Raw genomic sequence first — 21991 nt, 5'->3', positions numbered from 1 at the left:
AATAAATAATAAGGTGATTTTAACACTAGATTCTAGCCCCGATAGTAGTGGAAATCCTTTTTATCAGCCTTTTCGGCGGATAAAAAGATTGCAACGAATAGCGGGAAATAGCTCCAAAAAGCATTAAACAAAATTATCATTTTTTTTGGAACGAAATAGCTTTATCTTTGCCGCATATAAAAATAAATTTATGAGTTTACGTAAGTATCTTACCAGCCGTGTCTTTTTTGTACAAGTATTAATTGCAATTGCCATTATTGCTGCTTTGGGCTATTTGTTTATGCATTGGTTGACTTTTACAACAGATCATGGACATGAAATTGAAGTTCCCAATTTGAGTAAATTGACTGAAGAGCAAGTGGAAGAAAAGCTGGACGAGTTGGATTTAGATTATGTGCTTTTGGATAGTGTAGATTATAGAAGTGATTTTCCGCAATACAGTGTGGTAGAGCAAGATCCAACCCCGGGCACAAAGGTAAAAGTAGGACGAAAAATATATATAAAAATAAATACTTCAGGATTTTCATCTGTTCGAATTCCTGATTTAGTGAATAAAACATATCGTGAAGCGGTACCGACTTTGAAAGCTTTAGGACTTGAAGAAGGATCGGTTACGTATGTTCCAAATCTTGGAAAAGACATGGTTTTGGAAATGCGTTTCAAAGGAAGAAATCTGAAAGCAGGGGACAGAGTCTTGAAATCATCCAAAATTGATTTGGTTTTAGGAGACGGAAAAATGAGTTACGAAGAAGAGGAAAATGCTGCCGATACGCTTGTAGCACCAATAGAAGAAGAAATACCAGTTGATGAACAATAATATAGATACAATAGATTTAGAAGACGAGTTATTTGAACATTTCAGGTTTGAAGTTCCTAAAGGCCAAGCGTCCTTGCGAATTGATAAATACTTGATGAGCCTTATTCAAAATGCGACTCGCAACAAAATACAAACTGCAGCTACCGAAGGGAATATTTTTGTAAACGACGCTACAGTAAAGTCAAATTACAAGGTAAAAGCCAATGATGTGGTTCGCGTTATGCTTACGCATCCTCCTTATGAAAATCATATTATTCCGGAGAATATTCCGCTTGATATTGTTTACGAAGATGAAACATTGTTGTTGATAAACAAATTGCCAGGAATGGTGGTGCATCCCGGTCACGGTAATTATACCGGAACTTTAGTGCATGCGTTGGCGTATCATTTTGATAATTTGCCAATGAACAGCAGCGAACGTCCCGGATTAGTGCATCGAATTGATAAAGACACTTCGGGTTTATTGGTGATTGCCAAAACGGAAGCGGCGATGACGCATCTGGCCAAACAATTTGAAGCGAAAACGTCCGAAAGAGAGTATGTCGCTTTAGTTTGGGGAAATGTAGTGGCTGATAAAGGAACGATTGAAGGAAACTTAGCAAGACACTTGAAAGATCGCATGCAAATGGCGGTTTTTGCTGATCCCGAAATAGGGAAACCTGCCGTGACGCATTACAAAGTATTGGAACGTTTTGGATACGTTACGTTGATTTCGTGTCAACTGGAAACTGGAAGAACACATCAGATTCGTGCGCATTTAAAACACATAGGACATCCTTTATTTAATGACGAGCGTTATGGCGGTCATTTGATTTTAAAAGGAACTACGTTTACAAAATACAAGCAGTTTATTGACAACTGTTTCAAAGCATTGCCAAGACAGGCTTTACACGCTAAAACATTGGGTTTTGTGCATCCTACAACCGGTGAGATGATGCGTTTTGATACGGAACTTCCGCAGGATTTGCAGGATTGCATCGAGAAATGGAGAGGCTATTCTAAATCCCATGGTACAGACGAAGTAGATGAATAAAAATATGAAAAGCCCCGAAATTGGGGCTTTTTTTGTGGAAAGTAATTTGTATTACTTGTATATAAAGGCACACAAAGATTATTATACTATAGGTTTTTTGGTATGTTTATTGTTTGCCTTTTAGCTTTTGGGCTTTTACCTTCGTTTTCATTTCAAATGATATAAATTAGTTAGATTTGTAAACGTGAACTTTTTGGGATTCCATAATCTTACTGTTTCAATTATGAAATACAGAGACAGGGATTCCCATCATATAAACTTAAAGGATGCTAATTTAATTTTGTCACTATGAAATTTAAAAATATAAATACCATGAAATTGACACTGTTTATTGGTTTATCGGTACTTGTTTTAGGCAGTATTGCGTATGTTTCATCTAAAACGGGTGGGTTTTCATCCCAAAAAAATGAAACTATTGTCAAAGATACCTTGGTAGATCCAATTGACAATAACACGTATTTGGGAGACAACATTGTCAATTTTGGAATGGGATTATTAGGAACACCTTATGTAGCAGCTGGCTGTAGTAAGAATGGTTTCGACTGTTCCGGATTTGTTTATTATGTATATAATAATTTTAAAATTAAGGTTCCACGCAGCTCGTCGCAATTTGAGAATTTTGGTAAAGAAATCCCAATTTCCGATGTGAAAAAAGGTGATATTCTGTTGTTTTTGAGTCCTACCAGAAATGTTATCGGCCATATGGGCATTGTAACAAATCCAAAAGGAATGGAAAGTGATTTTATTCATTCTACCTCAGGTCGTGAAATGAAAGTGGTGATAACCAGTTTAAAAAAGCCTGGTTATACACGTAGATTTGTAAAAGCGATACGTGTTTTGTAGATAAATTTTTTTTGAAATTCAGGAATTATTAACTTTAAGTAAATAATTTTAATTAAAACTAAATATGTAGGTTTGATAATAATTTATTCTCGCAAAACTGCTATTTCTTAAAACTAATTTCATCCAACCCAATCGTGTATTCTGCACGTTGATTGTCATTAACATCCCAAATTTCCATTTTTATTTGTGGGATTTTCTTTTTCCAGTCTATCGTTAATAAACCAAAATGGTTTTCCATAATAGGGCCTTCAATTCTATTTTTGTTGGGTGTTGCAAAATGCCAAGTAGAGGAAAGTCCGCTTGAGGTAAAGTCGTAAATAGGATACAGCCCGGGTTCCGCAAGTTTAGAGATTTCCCCATAATGCACGTCACCCGTTAAAAACAAAACACAGTTTGCCTTCGTTTTCTTGATAAGGTTTAAGAATCTTTTTTGCTCCAGCGGAAAATTAGCCCAGCCTTCGTAACCGTTGTATTCAATTCCAAATTGCGATCCTGAACCAATCAGTCTGACATCAGCGGGTTTTTGCAATTCTGCTTCCAGCCATTTCCATTGAGCAGCTCCTAAATAGGTCGAGTCGGGGTTTTGTATTGGCGCATAATCCAAAGAGTAGAAATACCGCTTATCATCCTTAACTTCGTCGTTATATTTCTTGTAATTATCTCTGAAAGTGCGGTTGTCTAACAAGATAATTTGTACTTTTTTACCTTTGTTTTCATACATATAGGACGTGTATATTCCGCAATGCTTACGTCTTTCGGAAGCTGCAGGTTCATCAAAAAATTTCAAGAATAGTTCTTTAGATTCCGCTTTTTTGGGATAATGCCGACCCGCATCATTTTGTCCGTAATCGTGATCGTCCCAAATAGCAATAATAGGTACATTTTTTTTCAAATTTTGAAAAGTAGGTTTAGCCGCTAATCGATCGTATTTAGATTGCAGCGTATTCATATTGTCTGTATCTCCGTAAATGTTGTCGCCTAGAAATACAAATAAATCAGGTTGGTGTTTTACCACAACATCAAAAATAGGTAAGGGATTACTTTGGTTCGAACATGATCCGAAAGCAATTTTTGAGATGTTTTTTTGCGAAAAACTATTCAATGATACTAGTAGGATAGCTATAAATAGTACGGATTTTTTGAAGAGATTATTTAGAATCATAATTTAATTTTTAGTGTTTTAAAGTTTCTCTACAAAGAAAAGTTGTTCCCTAAAGAATTTCCAGTTTCCATTTAATTTAATTGCCGACTGCAATTCTTCGTATAAATTCCAAAAAAATGTATTTCCAAATGTAATAAAAAAAGGGTTGTAACTAAAATGAGTCGAAATATGAGCTAGAATTAAAAAATCGCCTAAAAAGTAATCAACGTTTGTTAATTAAAAGTTAAACCAATGAATACTATTCAATTTGCTGACACTAAAATATATTTTTGATATTGATTAACCACTAAATAACCATTAAATGAAGAAATTTTTCATTTTAACAGCAATTGCTGCGGCGATGCTTGTGCCTACCACCCAATTTGCACAATCCAAAAGGAAAAAAGATAAAAATGCTACAGTAGTTCCGCCACCGGAAAAGAAACCGGAAGCCACCATTAAGGAATATAGCAAGGTAATCACTAAAGATGCCGTTTCTGACGATGGATTATTTATGGTTCATAAAGTGGATAAAAAATATTTCTTCGAAATCCCCAATAAATACTTGAATAAAGACATGCTTTTGGTCAGTCGATTGGCTAAACTTCCAGCTAATTTAGGCGGCGGATATGTAAATGCCGGTTCTGAAACAAACGAGCAATTGATTGTTTGGGAGCGTTTTCAAGATAAAATCCTGATTAAATTAAAGTCATTCAGTGCCGTGGCTAATGACAGTTTACCTATCAGTATTTCGGTAAAATCTAATAATTATGAGCCTACTTTATTTGCTTTTGATATTGTAGCGTTCAGCAAAGATTCGTCAAATACGGTAATTGATGTGACTAAATTTTATGCCACCGACGTGAAATCAATTAGCGGTTTATCGGCTGATATGAGAGAAACGTATAAGGTAAAAGGACTGGATGAATCCCGCAGTTTTATCAATACAATGAAAAGTTTTCCAATGAATATTGAAGTAATTCAGGATTTTACCTATAACGCTTCAAAACCGCCCGTTCAGGCAGATTCAGAAACAATCAGTATCCAAATGAATCAATCGATGATTTTATTGCCTGAAAAACCAATGCAACCCCGATTAGCAGATCCGCGAGTGGGCTGGTTTACGATGAATCAAATTGATTATGGAAGCAACGAATTAAAATCCGACAGTAAAACGTACATACGCCGTTGGAAATTGGAACCCAAAGATCCTATCGCTTACGCAAAAGGTGAACTGGTAGAACCCATTAAACCTATTGTTTATTATTTAGATCCTGCCACGCCTGAAAAATTACGCAAGTACATCAAGCAAGGAATTGAAGATTGGCAAAAGCCGTTTGAAACTGCTGGATTTAAAAATGCGATTATCGCCAAGGACGCACCTACAAAGGAACAAGATCCTGATTTTAGTCCGGAAGATATTCGGTATTCGGTGATTCGTTATGTGGCTAGTACAACGCGTAATGCAGTTGGACCAAGCGTTTCAGATCCTAGAACAGGAGAAATTATTGAAAGTGATGTTATTTGGTACCACAACCATTTGCGTTCGTACAGAAATCGGTATTTGTTAGAAACCGGAGCAGCAAATCCTTCGGCAAGAACTTTGAATACCAGCGACGAGGAAATGGGCGAAATGATGCGTATGGTTATTGCGCATGAAGTGGGACACGCTCTTGGTTTTCCTCACAATATGGGGGCAAGTTGCGCGTATGACACTGAAAATTACAGAGACGGTGCTTTTACTCAAAAAAACGGAATCGCAGCGAGTTTAATGGATTATGCCCGTTTTAATTACATTGCGCAACCCGGAGATAAAAATGTGCGTTTCATTCGCCAAATGGGACCTTACGATCATTATGCTACCAATTGGGGATACAGATTCATTCCAAATATGACTTCGCCAGAGGCTGAAGTACCCACATTAGACAAATGGATTTTGGAAAAAGCGGGAAATCCAATCTATAAATTTGGATCTCAAAGCAGTAGTTTTGACCCGACTTCGCAAACAGAAGATATCGGAAATAATTCAATGAAAGCGGGTTCGTACGGACTTAAAAACTTGCAATATGTAGCGGCTCATTTACCGGAGTGGACGAGTGATATCACTAATAATTATGATGATTTAGAGGAGTTGTACGAAGAAATGGTGGGCGTCTGGAGTAGGTATGTAGGTCATGTTGTGACCAATATTGGAGGCGTTTATGAAGCGACTAAAAAACCAAATCAAAAAGGAAGTATTTATGATATTGTACCAAAAGTAAAACAACAAGAAGCGATGCAATGGTTGCAAGCGAATGCATTTGCTTCTCCAACTTGGTTGGTGAATGTCAGTACATTAAAAAACATAAATTATGCAGGGTACACTGAACGTTTCCGAAACTTACAAGCCAGACATTTGAATAGTGTATTGAGTTTTGAACGCCTAGGTCGATTAATGGATGCAGAAATAATGGGAGCTACTAATTATAAAGCCTTGAATTTATTGGGAGATATGCGCAAAGGAATTTGGAAAGAGGCTAGTTTACCATCAAACGTGACGATTTACAGAAGAAATTTGCAACGGGCGTACATCGAAAGAATGGCGTATTTGATGAAAGAAGAAATTAAATCCGGTCGTCCATCTGATTATTATAATGTGGCTCAATCTGACTTGAGAGGATTGGTGAGAGGCGAGTTGAGTGCTTTAAAAAACACTTTATCAGTATCTAAAACCAGAGCTATAAATGCAGAAACAAAGTACCATTATGAAGATGCGATTAAAAGAATTGAATTGATTTTAAATCCAAAATAATCAGAATGTAAATTCTGTTTCACCAAAAAATCCGCTTTCGTAGCGGATTTTTTGTGTTATAAAAAATAAATCTAGATTGAAGAAAACCAATTATTTCAAAGGGAAATTCGCTTCGAAAGTTTTGAATCTGGCATCTAAATCTTTTATTAATTGCTTTTTAACAGATTCTTCTTTTATAAAACTATAATTGATACTGTTGTACACATATTGCTTGATATCCGTATAGGAAACGTCTTTGTATCTTTTGGCTAACAAAACGTATTGTTCGGTCATATTCGTACGCAAAATCCCTGCATCATCGGTACTGATTACGATGGGAACGCCAAACTGTTTATACAAAGTCAGCGGATGACGGTTTTCTTTCACTTTCAAAATAAACTCGTTACTCACTAAGTTAATTTCGATAGGAATGGTTTTCTTAGCCATATAACGCAATAAATCATACGAATCTTTCTCGTACGCCATATCAACTCCGTGACCAATACGATGAGCTCCTGCAGTATAAACGGCTGCGCCAATGTGCCAAGTCAAATCTTCGGGTTGCACTAAACCAAGCGTCAGCTCGCCGGCATGCATCGTATATTTTACATTTGGATAACGAGAATGACAATATTTAAACATCACCATGTGTAACCAGTAATCTTTCATTGAAGTTTCGCCATCTTCCGGCGACACAATGTTAACTCCAGCCATTAGCGGACTTTGATCTGCCGAAATGAATGCAATTACCAGATTTTTGAATAAATCAACAGGTTCCATGAAACGCAAAACAAAATTTTGATAGCGCATCGTAAATTGCTTATCATCAATTTTTAAATCGTTGTGCATTTTTGCTACAAAACTAGTATTGAATGTTTTGGCGTAGGATTCAGCATCTTTTTTCAGTAAGGAATTGTACATTGAATCCAATGTTTTCAAAATTGCTTTTTCATCTTTTGCCAAAGCTAATTTTCGCAATCTGGAATTGAATTTCGTCAAATTATCCGTGTTCATTGTAGTTGGAATCGTAGAAAGTTGCGTTTCGATGTAACTGACATTTTCTGAAATGGCTCTGTTTTTTAGTTCCAATAATCCCTGCCCAAAATTCCCTTTTATGGTCGGTTCAAACTTCATAAAAGATTCAAAAAACAATTTATCCGATGGATAATCCACATAATTATAGTCTTTTACGGACCATTTTTGCATGATTTTTTGTTTGTAAATGTCTAATGTTCCGTTGCTTTTTAATGTCGAAAATAATTCCCAGTTTCCGGTTGATGGTTTTTCTTTTAAAACATCCATCGTTTCGATATTGAGATAAAAATCATCAGCAATCGCACGTTGTAATAATGGCTCCGCGTAAATCGAACCGGAAAAGTGGTGGTGTAAATCGCCGCCTTTTGGCATTTGTGAAAAGAAAGCAGTTAATTCAGCTTCATTATTTCTAATCTTTTCAAAATAGTGATTCGTCGATTGCGAGTAACTGACATTTAAAAGAAGTGCGAAGAATAAAGTATGTAGTAATTTCATAGGTTTTTTAATTGTGTCGATAGTGTTCTGCTTGTCATTTTCATAAAATGGTATTCCATTTTAAAGATATTGATTCAAAGCTATTTTTAAATTTAAATCGAATGATGTCGCATTTAAATGCTTGTTTTATGAAAAAAAATGATAATTTTCGCCAAATTTACGCAATTTCACTTTCTGTTTGGGTAAACGAGTTAAAAGTTTTATTTTTGCAGCTCTAATGTAAAACGTTATCCTAGTAATCTCAGAATGTACTCCAACCTGATTTAGAGTCTTTAAATCGAGGGATTTTCCCCAAAAAAGTTTATCGAAATTTTTTTGCGATGCAATTTTGAACAATAAAATTGTATCGGAAGTTTCTTATTATAATTATTCATGAAAAAAGCATTTAATTTATTTGATTTCTCACAAAAAGTCAATTACAGAACAGAAATTTTAGCGGGATTAACGGTTGCTATGACCATGATTCCAGAATCTCTATCTTTTGCTATAGTAGCGGGTTTTCCCCCACTGATGGGTTTATACGCTGCATTTATCGCTGGTTTAATTACGGCAGTTTTCGGTGGAAGACCTGGAATGATTTCCGGTGGAGCAGGAGCAACTGTTATTGTTTTAATCGCTTTAATGAATTCTAACGGATTAGAATATGTTCTTGCTGCCGTTGCCTTGGCTGGTGTTTTACAAATTTTAGTAGGTATTTTTAAACTTGGAAAATTTATACGATTGGTGCCGCAACCCGTTATGTTTGGTTTCGTGAATGGATTAGCGGTTATTATTTTCATATCGCAGTTGGATCAATTTAAAGCTGTAGTCAACGGCAAAAATACTTGGCTATCGGGAACTCCTTTGTTCATTATGGCGGGATTAGTTGCACTGACTATTGGAATTGTAGTATTGCTTCCTAAAATAACAAATGCAGTTCCAGCTTCATTAGTGGCTATTCTTGTGGTTTTTGCATTGGTTTTTTTCTTTGGAATTGAAACTAAAATCGTGCGTGATATTGCTTCCGTTAGTGGTGGTTTTCCGCCATTTCACATTCCGAATATTCCAATAAATCTGGAAACGTTGCAAATTATATTTCCTTACGCTTTAATCATGGCTTCGGTGGGACTGACAGAAGGTTTATTGACATTGAATTTAGTTGATGAAATCACGGAGACAAAAGGAAATGGAAATCGCGAATGTATTGCGCAAGGGAGTTCGAATATTTTGAATGGCTTTTTCTTCGGGATGGGCGGTTGTCCTATGATTGCACAAACTTTAGTTAATCTTTCGGCGGGTTCCAGAGCGCGATTGTCCGGAATTGTTGCTGCGCTGACTATACTTATGATTATTTTATTTGGTGCCCCAATAATTGAACAATTGCCTATGGCGGCTTTAGTTGGTGTCATGATTATGGTTGCAATTGGGACCTTCGAATGGGCAAGTTTTAGAATCATTAATAAAATGCCGAAGCACGATATTTTTGTTGGAGTTTTGGTTGCGTTGATTACTATTGTATTGCATAATCTGGCTTTAGCCGTTTTAATCGGAGTTATTATTTCTGCTTTAGTTTTTGCTTGGGAAAGTGCCAAAAGGATTCGAGCTAAGAAATATATTGATGAAAAAGGGGTGAAGCATTACGAAATTTATGGGCCTTTATTTTTTGCTAGCACTACGGCTTTCTCAGAAAAATTTGATGTCTCTAATGATCCAAACGAGGTCATTATTGATTTTAAAGAAAGTAAAATCACCGATATGAGTGCGATTGATGCCGTAAATAAGATTACGGAGCGGTATGCAAAAGTCAATAAAACGGTTCATTTGCGCCATTTAAGCGCAGATTGCAGAACCTTATTAAAAAATGCTGACACCGTAATTGACGTAAATATTCTTGAAGATCCTAGCTATAAAGTGGTAATAGATTAGCGATTTAATTTATAGAAAGGCAAAAAAAATAGCCACAGATTCACCGATTATAATTTTTTTGACAAATTAAAAATCTGTAAAATTGTGGCAATAATCGATTTATAATGTAGAGCAAACTATATTTTCATCGCTTCAGCAGCTAATCGTCCCGTTTTCAATGCGGCATTTATAGAACCATTCAATAAATTGTCTCCACAAATGAATAGCGTATCCGAGATTTTTATTTCAGAAGCATCAATCGTATTTCGAACACTTTCCTGCGTTGGCAAAGCATATTCAATGCGATAGGCTTTTAGCATTTTCCATGAATTTACTTTTTCGCCATACCATTGTTTCAATTCTTGCTTCATGCTTTCTGCCAAAGTTGCGTCATCAACAGTTGGAATTCCATTGTAGGAAATTGAAATAAGTACTTTTCCTTTTGGCGCATACGCTTTGGAAACATTAGACATCACCGTCAAATTATTTACCCATTTTTTCTTAGTTGAAGCATTTAAAATCACTACTGCTTTTTCAGTAGGCGCTTCATTGGCTTCAAAATAAATATTTGTTACTTGATGCGAAGTCATTTTTTGCTTCGGGAAGTATTTTTGGGTCAAGTGATTTGCGGTCGTAGCCAAAAGGATTTGGTTGGCTTCCATAACGGTTCCATCTTCAGTAATTACGGAATTGTCGTCAATAGCAATGACTTTCATATTGTATTGAATACTACATTCGGGAAGCATGGCAACTAATTGTTTGGGTATTTCTTCCATACCAAATTCAGGAACTGCAACATCACCATCCGAAAACATTTTCATCACAAAATCAAACATTCGACGGGAAGTTTGCAGCTCGTTTTCCAAAAAGATACCCGAAAGAAAAGGCGCATAAAAACGTTGAATCATTTTTGGACTAAAACCATAATCAGCCAGTTGCTTGAGAGTTGTTTGTTCCGGCTGTTCGAAAATTTCTTTAATGGTTAGTTTTTGTAATTTATTCTTTAACCAAAGCGTATTGATTTTATCTTTTAACGTTCCAACTGGAGCAAAAAGAGTGGCAAAGGCCGCAGAAGGTCTTCGGAATGGATCTGCAATTTCAAAACTTCCTCCGTTATAAAGAACGGTAGCTCCGGGTAACATTTTTTTTAGTTTTAAATCGGTATAATTCAGTAATGTTTGTGTTTCAGGGTAAGCAGTCAAAAGCACTTGAAAACCTCTGTCTAAAAGAAAACCTTCATGTGAATCAGTTTTAATTCTTCCGCCTGCACGATCACTGGCTTCGAGAAGAAGTACTTTTCTACCTTGACGTTGCAAATGAACAGCAGCAGCTAATCCCGCCAATCCCGCTCCCACAATAATTACATCCTGTTTCATAGTATTTTGATAATGTTTGGCACAAAAATAAGTCAATTACCGTTTTAGAAGTGCCTAAACAAGTGATAATTTAATTTTTATTAACGTATTTGAAGTTGCATCAATAAATCTGTTTGCTCGTCATTACCCATCATGAAAACGTGTTTGTCAAACACAACAAATCCATTTTTCGTATAAAATCGAATTGCTCTGTGATTTTCTTCCCATACACCGAGCCAAACAGAATCAACGTTTGTAATTTGCGCAATCTTCTTTACTTCATCAAGCAGTAGTTGTCCAATATTTTTTCCATGAAAATTTTGTAAAACATAAATCCGTTGCACTTCTAAAGCATTTTCGTTAAAAGATTCCGTTTGGGCATCACTAAAGTTTATTTTTAAATAACCAACAACTTCATCATTTGAGTACGCGATATAAAACTGTGAGTTTAGATTTTTCAACTCCGTAGTTAATTGTGCTGAATTCAGGCTGTTTTTTATATAATCGGCTATATTTTCCGGAGTATTTACAGCCGCAAAAGTTTCAGTAAAAGTTTGGATGCTTATATTTTGGATTGAATCCAAATCAGATACTGTTGCTTTTCTAATCTCAATCGTATTCATAATTACTTGGCGGTATTTTTATTTTTCAAAAATAATTAAATTATGAAACAATTTTCATTCTCTATCGAACTATTAAACAAATCAATTTAATGATTCGTGATTTCTTGATTGCAATTAGTACTTTTGAGAAAATTAATAAAAAACGCTCAAAAGAGTATTGTCTATGAAAATTGTAATATCGCCAGCCAAGTCTTTAAATTTTGATAAAAATTTGCCCACTGCATTGCATTCGGAACCTTTATTTTTAAAAGAATCGCGTCAAGTTCATAAAGTTTTGAAAGAGAAAAAGCCTGCGGACTTATCTGATTTAATGAGTATTTCGGATAAACTGGCTGATTTGAATTGGAAGCGAAATCAAGATTGGAAAACTCCTTTTACGACTTCAAATGCGCGTCCCGCTATTTATACTTTTGATGGAGATGTTTATATAGGATTAAACGCTTATTCGATTCCTGCAAAAAAAATAGAAGCTTTACAAGATCGCTTAAGAATTCTTTCTGGTTTGTACGGATTACTGAAACCGTTGGATTTGATTCAGGCATACCGATTGGAAATGGGAACAAAATTACCCATTGGCGACAGCAAAAACCTGTATGAATTTTGGAAACCAATAATTACAAAGGCTTTAAATAAAGAGCTTAAAGAAGATGAGCTATTTGTCAATTTAGCCAGCAATGAATATTTTTCGGCAATAGATGTCAAGGCGTTGAAAGTTCCCGTAATTACTCCGGAATTCAAAGATTACAAAAACGGAAAACTAAAAATAATCAGTTTTTTTGCTAAAAAGGCAAGAGGAATGATGGTGCGTTACATTATTGACACAAACGCTCAAACCATTGATGATTTAAAAGGATTTAATTACGATGGCTATCAATTTGATGCTAATTTATCAGAAGGAAATCATTTGGTTTTTACTAGGTAGGTATAGACGCGACTAATCGCTTGTTTACTAATGCATAGCATCAGCCGGGTTGATTTTGTTTTTCCCTTTTTTAATAAAAAAGATAATTGGAATGCAACATAGGAACATAATTCCGAGATACATAAAAATATCCATATACGATAAAACAGCACTTTGTTTCATTACAGAGTAGTCAATGACCTGATACGCTTTTTTCAACGATTCATTAGCAGAAAATCCTTTTGACATAAATCCTTTTTGCAGCATCAAAACTCGCTCTTGAACTTGTAATCTGGTTGTGTCTAAATGTGAAACTAAAATAACTCTGTGTTCCTGGCTAAATCGGGTGATAAAAGTTGTAATGATGGCAATACCAAAAGAACCTCCTAATTGCCGCATCATTCCTGTAAAGGCAGCACCTTCACCAATATCTTTTCCTTTTAAAGTGGAAAGAGACAATGTGGTTATAGGTACAAACAGCAATCCTAATCCAATTCCTCTTAAAATTAAGCCCCAATATAAATGCTCAACACCAGTATTTGGTGTCATACTGTTGTGCATCATATAAGTAAAGAAAAAGAAAATTAAAAAACCAAGACCTACCATGTAACTTTGGGGAACACCTTTTTGAAGTAAATTTCCAACAATTGGCATCATTAAAGCTGTGGTTATCGAGCCTGGAATCAGTAACAGCCCCGCATCAGTTGCAGTCCAACCTAAAATTGTTTGTGTATAAATTGGGATGATTAAAGTGGAACCATAGAGTCCAAATCCTAAAATAAAACACATTACTGTTCCAATTCTTAGATTCCCATCTTTTAAAACACCCAAGTTGACAATCGGATATTTATATGTTAACTCTCTCCAAATAAACAATACTAAACCAAAAACGGTAATAGTGCTTAAAAGTATAATTGTTTTATTATTGAACCAATCGTCTTGTTGCCCGTGCTCTAACACATATTGCAAAGAACCAATGAATGCCATTAATAGAAAAATCCCCAACCAATCGACTTGATTGGATTTCAACTTTTCGCCATATTTGGGACTTCTTACAAAAGTCAGTGCTAAAATAGTGGCTATAATTCCAAGTGGAATATTGATGTAAAAAATATATGGCCAAGAAAAATTGTCAACGAGATAGCCTCCTAATGGTGGTCCCAAAGTAGGTCCAACAATGACACCCATTCCGTAAATCGCTTGGGCCATACCTCGTTTTGCAATAGGATAACTCTCGGTTATAATGGTTTGAGCTGTCACTAATAAAGCGCCACCACCCAATCCTTGAATAAATCTAAAAGTTACAAGTTCCCAGATATTGTCTGCATTCCCGCATAAAAAAGAAGCTACCGTAAAAATAATGATGGAAGTAACAAAATAATTCCGTCTTCCAAATTGTTGTGACAACCAACTGGTCATAGGAATTACAATAACATTGGCTATAGCATAAGCGGTAATTACCCACGCAACATCGTTTAGTGTAGCACCCAGACTTCCCCTCATGTTTGTCAGTGCTACATTGACAATTGTGGTGTCTACGATTTCGAGCAGGGTACAAAGTATTGCTGTAATCGTAATCAGAACTCGTCTGTAGCCATATTCTACTAAATCGTCTTCTCCCGCTTGTACCATTTATGCTAAAGTGTAAACTATAATTGTCTTAAAAGGATCGCTTTTTTTATTTTTTTAAATCTAGAAAAATAGATTTATTTTAAATGCACATCGACATCGACATTCATTCCAGGGCGCAATAATTTTATTTTTTCAGGGTCGTTTGTTGCGTTCAAACTTATTTTTACCGGTAATCTTTGAATCGTTTTTACAAAGTTTCCTGTTGCGTTATCTGGCGGTAGCAATGAGAATCGAGATCCTGTTGCAGGTGAAAATGATGTTACTGAACCTTCGAAATCATAATCAGGATACGCATCTACTTTTACGGTTACTTTTTGTCCAATTACCATTTTGTTCAATTGCGTTTCTTTGAAATTAGCAATAACCCAAGCTTCTTTGTTGTTGATAATATAAAATAGAGATTGTCCCGGCTGAACTAATTGTCCCGGCTGAATATCAATTTTAGATACCTGACCATCAATCGCAGCAGTTACCGAGGTATAGGTTAAATTCAATTTTGCTGCGTCAAGCAATGCTTTTGCTCTTTTAATATTGGCAGCAGCCACTTCGGTTTGTTTATCAGAAACCTTTGATTTAGCCACAATAACTGATTTTTGAAATGCACTGGCTCTTTCTTGCTGTTGCAAAACACGAACTTGACTTTCTGCTTCCAGTTTTGCCGCTAAAGCTTGTTCGTACTGCTGCTTTGTGATAGAATGGCTTTTGTACAAATTCTCATATCGGTTGTAATCACTTGTAATGCGGCCCAATCTTATTTTTGCGGATTCTATATTTCCACTCGCGGATAACACATTAGCATCAGAAACAGAAATGCTGGCTAAAGCACTTCCAATATCAGCTTTTGTCACTGCAAAATTACCTTCAGCGCCAATCATTGCTGCATTGGCTTCTTCAATTTTCAATTGGTAGTCTCTTCGGTCAATAGTAAAAAGAGTATCGCCTTTTTTTACAAAATCGTTGTCTTTGATGTACACTTTATCTACATATCCGGAAACTCTCGGGATAATTGGATTCATGTTTTTTTCAATTTGTGCATCATCAGTTTCCTCGTGGGATTGGGAATGGATGTATTTAAAAGTTCCATAAGTACCTCCTAAAACAACCAATGCTACTAGGATAATAATGAATTTTTTATTTGTTTTTTTCTTTTCCATGGTAGTTGATTATTTTTGAGCAAGATTGAACGATTGAGATAATTGACCTGTTACGGAGAGTAACTCGTAGTATTTTTGGATCGTATTGGCTTTCGCCAAAGCTTTATTGATTTGTGAATTTAGCTGTTCCACATCAGCTTCGAGCAAGTCATTTGTGTCCGAAAGTCCATTGTCATATTTGTCTTTTACAATTCGGAAATTTTCAGTCGCCTGTTCTTGTGCTTCTTCATAAACCGTGTTTTGTTTCAATGCTAAATCGTAATCTTCAATCGCTTTATGGACTTGAATTTTAATGTAGTCCGTTAATATTGCTTCAGAATTCTGTACTTCTAAAAACTTATTTTCAGCCAGTCTGACCAAAGTTCCGTTTTTTAGAATAGCGCTTAAATCATAAGAAATTCCAACTCCGATATTCATTGCATTTTGAACCGTAATCACGTTGCTGAGGTCTAAAGCGGTGTATCCGCCAATGATTGCGATGGCTGGATAATAGGAACCTTTCGCTATTTTGATATTCGCTTCGCTGGCTTTTCCCTGAAACCGAATCGCTTCTAAATCCTTCCGATTTTCTAAAGCCGGTAATTCATTGATTGGAATATTTGTCATTTGGAAATCAGCAAAATCATCCTCCCGAATTTCCAGTTTGGTATCTGGATTTAATTTTAAAAGTGTAACCAAATAAAAGTTGATTATTTTTAAATTATTATTTGTCTCATCCAGTGACAATTGTATTTTTGAAGCCTGCAATTTAGATTTTAACAGATCATTTCTGGGAATGATTCCATTTTTTTCAAGCTCTATAAAATCTTTAACGCGTTGTTTGGCACTTTTTTGATTTTCTTTCAGCAGTTCAATTGTTTTTTGCGCTTTGTATAAACTGGCATAATAATCTATTACCCGCAACGCTATTTCTTCTTTAGTTTGGGATGCTGTCGCCATTTCAGCCTGATACAAATTTTCATTTGCTATGATGCTGTTTTGGATTTTAAAACCAGAAAATACCGGAACACTGGCATTCAACTGTCCAATCATTAACTGATTGACAATAGGAAGCGTCTGCGGAGTACCGGAATTGTTTTGATTCAGTTTAAAATCTACTGATGCATTCGCCAATCTTTGGTACTGACCAGAAAGTTTCAAATCAGGATATTGATTGTTTTTTGTAGCCTGCAATTCGTATTTTTTGGTCTTTACTTTCGTATTGGCCAGCGTAACTTCATTGCTTTTGGTCCAAGCCAAATTAATGGCTTCGTTCAATGTTAAACTTGTTTTTTCTTGTGCTGATAAGGATGAAATTCCGATGAAGAAAATCCCAAAGAGCATGAATTGATTAACTTTCATATATCAGAAGTGCTTTTATAGTTTGTTGAATATGCTTTGTCAAATTGGTTTTGATATAATTATTGTATAAATCTTCGGTTTTCAGGTTCAATAAATTTTCGAAGAAAGGTTTATTCATGTGAAAATGAAAGAATGTGCCCAGAATAGTGGGCGTAATCAACGGAATAATAACGTCTTTTCTGAAAATGCCTTTTTTCTGACCTTCCTCAATAATAGTTTCAAGGGATTTTAAATTTCCTTTTTTTAATTCCGAAAAAGCCTGAAGATTTTGCTCTCTCTTTTTAGAAGTAAATTCGTAATGTAAAATTCTGTAAATTCCTCGGTTGCTATTGATTCTATTGATATAAAGGGCAATTAGCTTATTAATTTTTTCAATAGGTTCAAGATCTTCCAGTAGTAAATTTTCTAATTGATTTTTGAGATCCGAAGTTCTGTAAACAATAAGGGATTCCAGTAATCGTTCCTTGGAACCAAAGTAATACGAAACCATAGCAATATTAATTTTCGCCACTTTTGCTATGTTTCTAATGGAAGTGCCATCAAATCCTTTCTCTGCAAAAAGAGTTTCTGCAACTTCGAGTATTTGAATTTGTTTGTCGTTAAAATTACTTTTCAATGGAATCGAATTTTCGTTAAACAAAACTAAACAAGTGTTTAATTTAAACAAGTGTTTAATATTTTTTTAACATTTTTTTAATAAAAATTATGGGTTGTAGTAAAGTTGAATTTTCAATTTAATTAATTAGAAAAATTTTTATAATCTGCTTGTCAAATATTTTTGAATCATTGAAGGTTCCTTATTGATATCTTCAACCCATTTTTAAAAGTGAATAGCAAAAAAATCATGTTTATCGAAATGTTTTCTTTTCCCTTACATTCATATAAGTGTAAACAAATCATAATTAAATCTAATTTATGAACGTTCATTCTTTTTTATGGTACCTTTGCATTTCAAATGTGATTTTAGTACAAATTTATTTTTGAGCATTTTTTGAATGAGTACTTATTTATTAGAAAAATAAAAATAATAGCAAACATGGCACAACTTCAAAAAAGTATTGATAAACGGACTGCTCTCTTGAAGGCTACTTTGACTTTAGTAAATAATGGAGGAATTCAAGGGGCTTCAATGGCGAAAATTGCTAAAATTGCAGCCGTTTCTCCCGCCACGATTTATCTTTTTTTTCAAAGTAAACAAGATTTAGTCAGTCAATTGTATCTCACGGTAAAATCATCTTTTGCTGAAGCTGCCTTTTCAGATTATAATCTTCAGGAATCAGTGGAGGTTAGGTTTAAAAAAATCTGGTTCAATATGGCACATTATAAACTGACTCATCGAGAAGAAGCTTCTTTTTTATCGCAATGTGATAATACGCCTATGATCGATGAACTAACAAGACAAGAGGGATTAGAGTTTTTGACACCGCTTTTTGATTTGTGGGTGAAAGGGAAAGAAGACTGTATTTTTAAGGATATCTCACCTTATCTGATGTATGCTTATTCGATATATCCAATGGCTTTTTTGATGAACATGAAAAATAGGGGATTGTGTCCTTTGGATGAAAAAACATTGCAAGAAAGTTTTCAAGCGGCATGGGACAGTATAAAAGTGTAAACTTTTTGCAACATTATAAACGAACAGTAATTAATTAATACAATAGAAATGGAATTATTAGACAAATTGAATTGGCGCTATGCAGCCAAAGCGATGAACGGAGAAAAAGTAGCTCAAGAAAAAATTGATAACATTCTGGAAGCAGCAATTCTAGCACCTACATCAAGTGGTTTGCAACCTTTTGAAATATTGGTGGTAACCAATCAAGAAATTAAAGAAAAAATCAGAGCAATCGGTTGGAATCAATCCGTGATTACAGACTGTTCCCATTTATTAGTATTTGCGGCTTGGGATACGTATACAGCGGAGCGAATCAATAAAGTATTTGATCATACCAATGATGTAAGAGGTTTTAAAAATGAGGGTTTTGAAAATTACCGTCAGATGTTGTTGAATACGTATCCACAAAAAGATGCCGAAGTAAACTTTCAGCACGCAGCAAGACAAGCTTATATTGCTTTTTCAATGGCTATTGCAGCTGCCGCTTTTGAAGGCGTAGACAGCACACCAATTGAAGGTTTTGAGCCAGACGCTTTAGACGAAATTTTGGACCTAAGAGCAAAAGGTCTTAGAAGTTGTGTAATTCTTCCTCTAGGCTACAGAGATGCTGAAAATGATTGGTTAGCAAACTTAGCAAAAGTCAGAAAAAACAAAGAGGATTTAGTTAAATTTATTGATTGAGACTCAATTCTGAAGAAATATTTTATAAAAACAGCCTTTGCAATAAGCAAAGGCTGTTTTTTTTATTTGAGTAATTAATTCTTTTAATTGAAATAAAGATCAATTCCATCTGCTGCCTAAAATTGTGAATATCTATTTTAGTAATCCTGTTGTTTTTTTTCTTTTAAATCTATCTTTGACATCCTTAAAAAAAAAAGAAATGAGCACAACTTGGTACGAATGCAAGGTAAAATATAGAAAAACAGATGAAACTGGCGGACAAAAGATTACAACTGAACCATACTTGGTAGACGCGTTGTCTTACACGGAAGCTGAAAGCAGAATCAATGAAGAAATGTCAGCGTATATCAGTGAAGAATTCAAAATCACGAATATAAAAGTCGCTAATTATGCTGAGATTCATCCTTTCGAAAACGCGGATCGCTGGTTCAGATCTAAAGTTTCATTATTGGCATATGACGAAGAAAGCGGTAAAGAACGCAAAACTAATATGTATTTATTAGTGCAAGCCAATGATGTAAAAGAGGCTTATGACAACACCATTAGCGTGATGAAAGGTACGATGGGCGATTACACCGTTCCTGCAATTTCAGAATCTCCTATTATGGATGTTTTTCCTTATTTCAGTGGGGAAGAAGGAGAACTGGAACAATTAGAAAGATTCAATGCGCTCAAAGCATCAAAACCGGAAGTAGCAACGGAAATCGAGGATCACATGGAATTTGAAACTGCTCCTGAAGAAGAAGCCGTAGTTTAATATTTTTTTTTTAAAACTCACCGCAAATTTGCAAAGTATTGAAACAGTTGTTAGCTGTTTTTATTTGCGAATTTGCGGTTTTTTAATTTTAATTAGTTTTCTTTAGTTAAAACTTTCTCGAATGCTTTCCTAGGGCTTCCTCTAAAATATACTTCGCCACAGTAGGTATAACCTAAGTTTTCAAAAATTTTCATCATGGCGATATTATCAAAATTTGTGTCTGCTTTTACACTGTAAATGTTGTTGCTTAACGCAAAATCTTCTATGTTTTTTAGCATCAGTTTTGCCAGTCCTTTACCCAAATATTTTTCAGAAATGGCTACTCGGTGCATGACAACAAAATCATCGTTCGTTAACCAGTTTCCTTCAATTGTAGCGTAAGCAGGTTCATCATTAATAAGTACCGCACTGTAACCGATTATAGTTTCTCCGTCTGCCAAAACAAATCCTTCTCTTTTTTCAATGTCTTTTTGTATGACTTCAGGATTTGGATAACCGTCTTGCCATTGGGTACTCCCATCTTCTTTTCTGCGTTGTATAGCTTGTTGTAAAATTTCCCATATCGGAGCTATTTCAGATAGTTCCGCTTTTCTAAAGTGATAATTCATTATTGTAATTTGAGTTTTTCAGTTAATGAGTGTGCTTTAAAAGTACAAAACAAACTTTGAATTTTGGACAATCTGTATCATGGAATGATTTATTATTTGGAAACTTAATTTGAGGAGCGTGTTTATTATTAACAGCCTGCAGCAATTATCTTGTTTTCCAAAGTATTTGTTGCGATTGCTAGCGCAAAGTAAGAGACATTTGCGCAGCATTAACGAGAAGTTTATTTTTTTAGAAGAAGACTTTGCGGAGCGGGTAAATCAATCTTTCCGCTAAGAATTTCTTTATTGTTAACACTATAAAACAGATTTTGCCCTTTTAAGCTAAATCCTGCTCTTAAAGTGCCTCTAACACCACGATTAGATAGAGGTACAACATAAAATGCAGTTGAACTCTTTGGTTTAATAGTTCTCTTCAACGAAGACGATTTATAACGATTATTATCTAAAAAATATTTTATTTTCAGACCATAATCATTCATGGGTTCTTTATCAATTGTCATTGTGTCGGAAGGAACAAGTAATTTCATAAAGTTGCCTGATGAAGATGGAATTTCAAAAGAATCTAAAGGAAAATCAATTGTCAACTCGATAGGATTTACTGTGTTATTGATTATTTGAGTCCAAAACACTGCATAAATATATTTCTTACCATTCGGATCAGTGTAGTTTATGCCGCTTTTTGGAAAGCTGTTTTGTATTATTAGTGATGTACAGTCAGACTGATTGTATTCATATTTAGTGTAAAAATTATTTTTATTGTGCTTAGCTGATGGCTTTTGACTTTTGTCAATTTTCGTCGAAATCAGAGTTTCTTTACCAACAGTACCTGAAAAGGATGTACTTCCTTGATTACAGGAAATAAGTCCTATTGTAGTCAAAATCAATAATAATCTATTTTTCTTCATTTTTTCCGCCAATATTGTGTTTCATTTTCTTTCCCATAGTACTCGTTACATAGCCAGCAACTCCTTCTTCTTTTCGTTGACCGTTTGATAAGTAATCAATGTTTATGGAACAGTCACCAGTTATGTCAACCCAAACTGTTTCACTTTCTCCACTTTCTAATTTGTCAATGTGTCCGCCACCACAACCACTGATTTTTATGTTTGTCAAAGTTGTCTGAGTCGAGTTTATAAAATTAATTCTCATTGTGTTGAGAAGAATAACAGTAACCCAACAATAAAATAGCATTACAGGAATATTAACCTGGAAAAACCAGTCAAATTGACCATCCTATTCCAGTGCAAATTGACCACCAGTTTCGGAGCAAACTGACCACCACTTTCCAGTTCAAATTGACCACCTA

20 protein-coding genes are annotated in these 21991 nt (G+C 35.0%); 9 read left to right on the top strand and 11 right to left on the bottom strand.

Annotated features, from left to right (window positions below):
* Positions 1-190 precede the first annotated feature (190 nt).
* The 3 genes from DR980_RS05450 to DR980_RS05440 all read left to right on the top strand — a co-directional run bounded on the left by DR980_RS05450 (position 191) and on the right by DR980_RS05440 (position 2693).
* Positions 191-817: a PASTA domain-containing protein gene (locus DR980_RS05450; RefSeq protein ID WP_113634249.1), complete on the top strand. Its 627-nt coding sequence runs from the start codon at positions 191-193 to the stop codon at positions 815-817.
* Positions 807-1850: an RluA family pseudouridine synthase gene (locus DR980_RS05445; protein ID WP_113634248.1), complete on the top strand. Its 1044-nt coding sequence runs from the start codon at positions 807-809 to the stop codon at positions 1848-1850. The genes DR980_RS05450 and DR980_RS05445 overlap by 11 nt, the downstream gene beginning before the upstream one ends.
* A gap of 288 nt (positions 1851-2138) precedes the next feature.
* A complete protein-coding gene (locus tag DR980_RS05440) occupies positions 2139-2693 on the top strand; it encodes a C40 family peptidase (protein WP_113634247.1) in 555 nt (184 codons plus the stop codon).
* Positions 2694-2793: 100 nt separating this feature from the next.
* On the opposite strand, the gene DR980_RS05435 is transcribed toward DR980_RS05440, so the two are convergent.
* Positions 2794-3855: an alkaline phosphatase D family protein gene (locus DR980_RS05435; protein ID WP_113634246.1), complete on the bottom strand. Its 1062-nt coding sequence runs from the start codon at positions 3853-3855 to the stop codon at positions 2794-2796.
* Positions 3856-4156: 301 nt separating this feature from the next.
* Here DR980_RS05435 and DR980_RS05430 point away from each other — a divergent pair, with 301 nt between their 5' ends.
* Positions 4157-6625: a zinc-dependent metalloprotease gene (locus DR980_RS05430; RefSeq protein WP_113634245.1), complete on the top strand. Its 2469-nt coding sequence runs from the start codon at positions 4157-4159 to the stop codon at positions 6623-6625.
* Positions 6626-6715: 90 nt separating this feature from the next.
* On the opposite strand, the gene DR980_RS05425 is transcribed toward DR980_RS05430, so the two are convergent.
* Positions 6716-8134: an amidohydrolase family protein gene (locus DR980_RS05425; RefSeq protein WP_113634244.1), complete on the bottom strand. Its 1419-nt coding sequence runs from the start codon at positions 8132-8134 to the stop codon at positions 6716-6718.
* A gap of 372 nt (positions 8135-8506) precedes the next feature.
* Between DR980_RS05425 and DR980_RS05420 the strand changes: the two genes are divergently transcribed.
* Positions 8507-10039 carry a SulP family inorganic anion transporter gene (locus DR980_RS05420; RefSeq protein ID WP_113634243.1) on the top strand — a complete coding sequence of 511 codons (1533 nt, stop codon included), beginning with the start codon at positions 8507-8509 and terminating at the stop codon, positions 10037-10039.
* 116 nt (positions 10040-10155) lie between these two features.
* Here DR980_RS05420 and DR980_RS05415 read toward each other — a convergent pair whose 3' ends face one another.
* Both DR980_RS05415 and DR980_RS05410 read right to left on the bottom strand, forming a co-directional pair.
* A complete protein-coding gene (locus DR980_RS05415) occupies positions 10156-11430 on the bottom strand; it encodes an NAD(P)/FAD-dependent oxidoreductase (protein ID WP_262510249.1) in 1275 nt (424 codons plus the stop codon).
* A 44-nt stretch (positions 11431-11474) separates the two neighbouring features.
* Complete coding sequence (locus DR980_RS05410) at positions 11475-11996, bottom strand: GNAT family N-acetyltransferase (protein ID WP_167400540.1); 522 nt, start codon at positions 11994-11996, stop codon at positions 11475-11477.
* A 163-nt stretch (positions 11997-12159) separates the two neighbouring features.
* Here DR980_RS05410 and yaaA point away from each other — a divergent pair, with 163 nt between their 5' ends.
* Positions 12160-12918, top strand: coding sequence for a peroxide stress protein YaaA (gene yaaA / locus DR980_RS05405; RefSeq protein WP_113634425.1), 759 nt, complete (start codon positions 12160-12162; stop codon positions 12916-12918).
* A gap of 27 nt (positions 12919-12945) precedes the next feature.
* Here the strand turns inward: yaaA and DR980_RS05400 are convergent, their stop codons facing one another.
* The 4 genes from DR980_RS05400 to DR980_RS05385 form a co-directional block, all read right to left on the bottom strand.
* Positions 12946-14529: an MDR family MFS transporter gene (locus tag DR980_RS05400; protein WP_113634241.1), complete on the bottom strand. Its 1584-nt coding sequence runs from the start codon at positions 14527-14529 to the stop codon at positions 12946-12948.
* A 74-nt stretch (positions 14530-14603) separates the two neighbouring features.
* Positions 14604-15683, bottom strand: coding sequence for an HlyD family secretion protein (locus DR980_RS05395; RefSeq protein WP_113634240.1), 1080 nt, complete (start codon positions 15681-15683; stop codon positions 14604-14606).
* 9 nt (positions 15684-15692) lie between these two features.
* Entirely contained in the window at positions 15693-17024 is a 1332-nt protein-coding gene (locus tag DR980_RS05390) for a TolC family protein (protein WP_113634239.1), read from the bottom strand.
* Positions 17014-17640, bottom strand: a complete 627-nt coding sequence (locus DR980_RS05385) for a TetR/AcrR family transcriptional regulator (RefSeq protein WP_394335934.1) — start codon at positions 17638-17640, stop codon at positions 17014-17016. Before DR980_RS05385 ends, DR980_RS05390 begins: the two co-directional genes overlap by 11 nt.
* A gap of 420 nt (positions 17641-18060) precedes the next feature.
* On the opposite strand from DR980_RS05385, the gene DR980_RS05380 reads away from it, so the two are divergent.
* The 3 genes from DR980_RS05380 to DR980_RS05370 all read left to right on the top strand — a co-directional run bounded on the left by DR980_RS05380 (position 18061) and on the right by DR980_RS05370 (position 20077).
* Complete coding sequence (locus tag DR980_RS05380; RefSeq protein ID WP_113634238.1) at positions 18061-18639, top strand: TetR/AcrR family transcriptional regulator; 579 nt, start codon at positions 18061-18063, stop codon at positions 18637-18639.
* Positions 18640-18687: 48 nt separating this feature from the next.
* Positions 18688-19320: a nitroreductase family protein gene (locus DR980_RS05375; protein ID WP_113634237.1), complete on the top strand. Its 633-nt coding sequence runs from the start codon at positions 18688-18690 to the stop codon at positions 19318-19320.
* Between the two features lie 199 nt (positions 19321-19519).
* Positions 19520-20077 carry a DUF4494 domain-containing protein gene (locus DR980_RS05370; RefSeq protein WP_113634236.1) on the top strand — a complete coding sequence of 186 codons (558 nt, stop codon included), beginning with the start codon at positions 19520-19522 and terminating at the stop codon, positions 20075-20077.
* A 92-nt stretch (positions 20078-20169) separates the two neighbouring features.
* Here DR980_RS05370 and DR980_RS05365 read toward each other — a convergent pair whose 3' ends face one another.
* The 3 genes from DR980_RS05365 to DR980_RS05355 all read right to left on the bottom strand — a co-directional run bounded on the left by DR980_RS05365 (position 20170) and on the right by DR980_RS05355 (position 21834).
* On the bottom strand, positions 20170-20685 hold the full coding sequence (locus DR980_RS05365) for a GNAT family N-acetyltransferase (protein WP_113634235.1): 516 nt from the start codon (positions 20683-20685) through the stop codon (positions 20170-20172).
* 221 nt (positions 20686-20906) lie between these two features.
* A complete protein-coding gene (locus tag DR980_RS05360) occupies positions 20907-21590 on the bottom strand; it encodes a hypothetical protein (protein WP_113634234.1) in 684 nt (227 codons plus the stop codon).
* Positions 21577-21834 carry a hypothetical protein gene (locus DR980_RS05355; RefSeq protein WP_146779219.1) on the bottom strand — a complete coding sequence of 86 codons (258 nt, stop codon included), beginning with the start codon at positions 21832-21834 and terminating at the stop codon, positions 21577-21579. The genes DR980_RS05360 and DR980_RS05355 overlap by 14 nt, the downstream gene beginning before the upstream one ends.
* Positions 21835-21991 lie beyond the last annotated feature (157 nt).

Origin of the sequence: Flavobacterium psychrolimnae, from assembly GCF_003312425.1 — a bacterium.
GTDB classification, from domain to species: domain Bacteria; phylum Bacteroidota; class Bacteroidia; order Flavobacteriales; family Flavobacteriaceae; genus Flavobacterium; species Flavobacterium psychrolimnae.
This window is presented reverse-complemented; position numbering and strand designations above follow the sequence as displayed.

What these genes read in the sequence shown, in the direction of transcription:
- DR980_RS05410 (WP_167400540.1), bottom strand. Translation starts at nt 11,996, where the DNA reads ATGAATACGATTGAGATTAGAAAAGCAACAGTATCTGATTTGGATTCA.
- DR980_RS05375 (WP_113634237.1), top strand. Translation starts at nt 18,688, where the DNA reads ATGGAATTATTAGACAAATTGAATTGGCGCTATGCAGCCAAAGCGATG.
- DR980_RS05365 (WP_113634235.1), bottom strand. Translation starts at nt 20,685, where the DNA reads ATGAATTATCACTTTAGAAAAGCGGAACTATCTGAAATAGCTCCGATA.
- DR980_RS05420 (WP_113634243.1), top strand. Translation starts at nt 8,507, where the DNA reads ATGAAAAAAGCATTTAATTTATTTGATTTCTCACAAAAAGTCAATTAC.
- DR980_RS05395 (WP_113634240.1), bottom strand. Translation starts at nt 15,683, where the DNA reads ATGGAAAAGAAAAAAACAAATAAAAAATTCATTATTATCCTAGTAGCA.
- DR980_RS05370 (WP_113634236.1), top strand. Translation starts at nt 19,520, where the DNA reads ATGAGCACAACTTGGTACGAATGCAAGGTAAAATATAGAAAAACAGAT.
- DR980_RS05450 (WP_113634249.1), top strand. Translation starts at nt 191, where the DNA reads ATGAGTTTACGTAAGTATCTTACCAGCCGTGTCTTTTTTGTACAAGTA.
- DR980_RS05390 (WP_113634239.1), bottom strand. Translation starts at nt 17,024, where the DNA reads ATGAAAGTTAATCAATTCATGCTCTTTGGGATTTTCTTCATCGGAATT.
- DR980_RS05430 (WP_113634245.1), top strand. Translation starts at nt 4,157, where the DNA reads ATGAAGAAATTTTTCATTTTAACAGCAATTGCTGCGGCGATGCTTGTG.
- DR980_RS05355 (WP_146779219.1), bottom strand. Translation starts at nt 21,834, where the DNA reads ATGAGAATTAATTTTATAAACTCGACTCAGACAACTTTGACAAACATA.
- yaaA (WP_113634425.1), top strand. Translation starts at nt 12,160, where the DNA reads ATGAAAATTGTAATATCGCCAGCCAAGTCTTTAAATTTTGATAAAAAT.
- DR980_RS05425 (WP_113634244.1), bottom strand. Translation starts at nt 8,134, where the DNA reads ATGAAATTACTACATACTTTATTCTTCGCACTTCTTTTAAATGTCAGT.
- DR980_RS05380 (WP_113634238.1), top strand. Translation starts at nt 18,061, where the DNA reads ATGGCACAACTTCAAAAAAGTATTGATAAACGGACTGCTCTCTTGAAG.
- DR980_RS05440 (WP_113634247.1), top strand. Translation starts at nt 2,139, where the DNA reads ATGAAATTTAAAAATATAAATACCATGAAATTGACACTGTTTATTGGT.
- DR980_RS05360 (WP_113634234.1), bottom strand. Translation starts at nt 21,590, where the DNA reads ATGAAGAAAAATAGATTATTATTGATTTTGACTACAATAGGACTTATT.
- DR980_RS05445 (WP_113634248.1), top strand. Translation starts at nt 807, where the DNA reads ATGAACAATAATATAGATACAATAGATTTAGAAGACGAGTTATTTGAA.
- DR980_RS05400 (WP_113634241.1), bottom strand. Translation starts at nt 14,529, where the DNA reads ATGGTACAAGCGGGAGAAGACGATTTAGTAGAATATGGCTACAGACGA.
- DR980_RS05435 (WP_113634246.1), bottom strand. Translation starts at nt 3,855, where the DNA reads ATGATTCTAAATAATCTCTTCAAAAAATCCGTACTATTTATAGCTATC.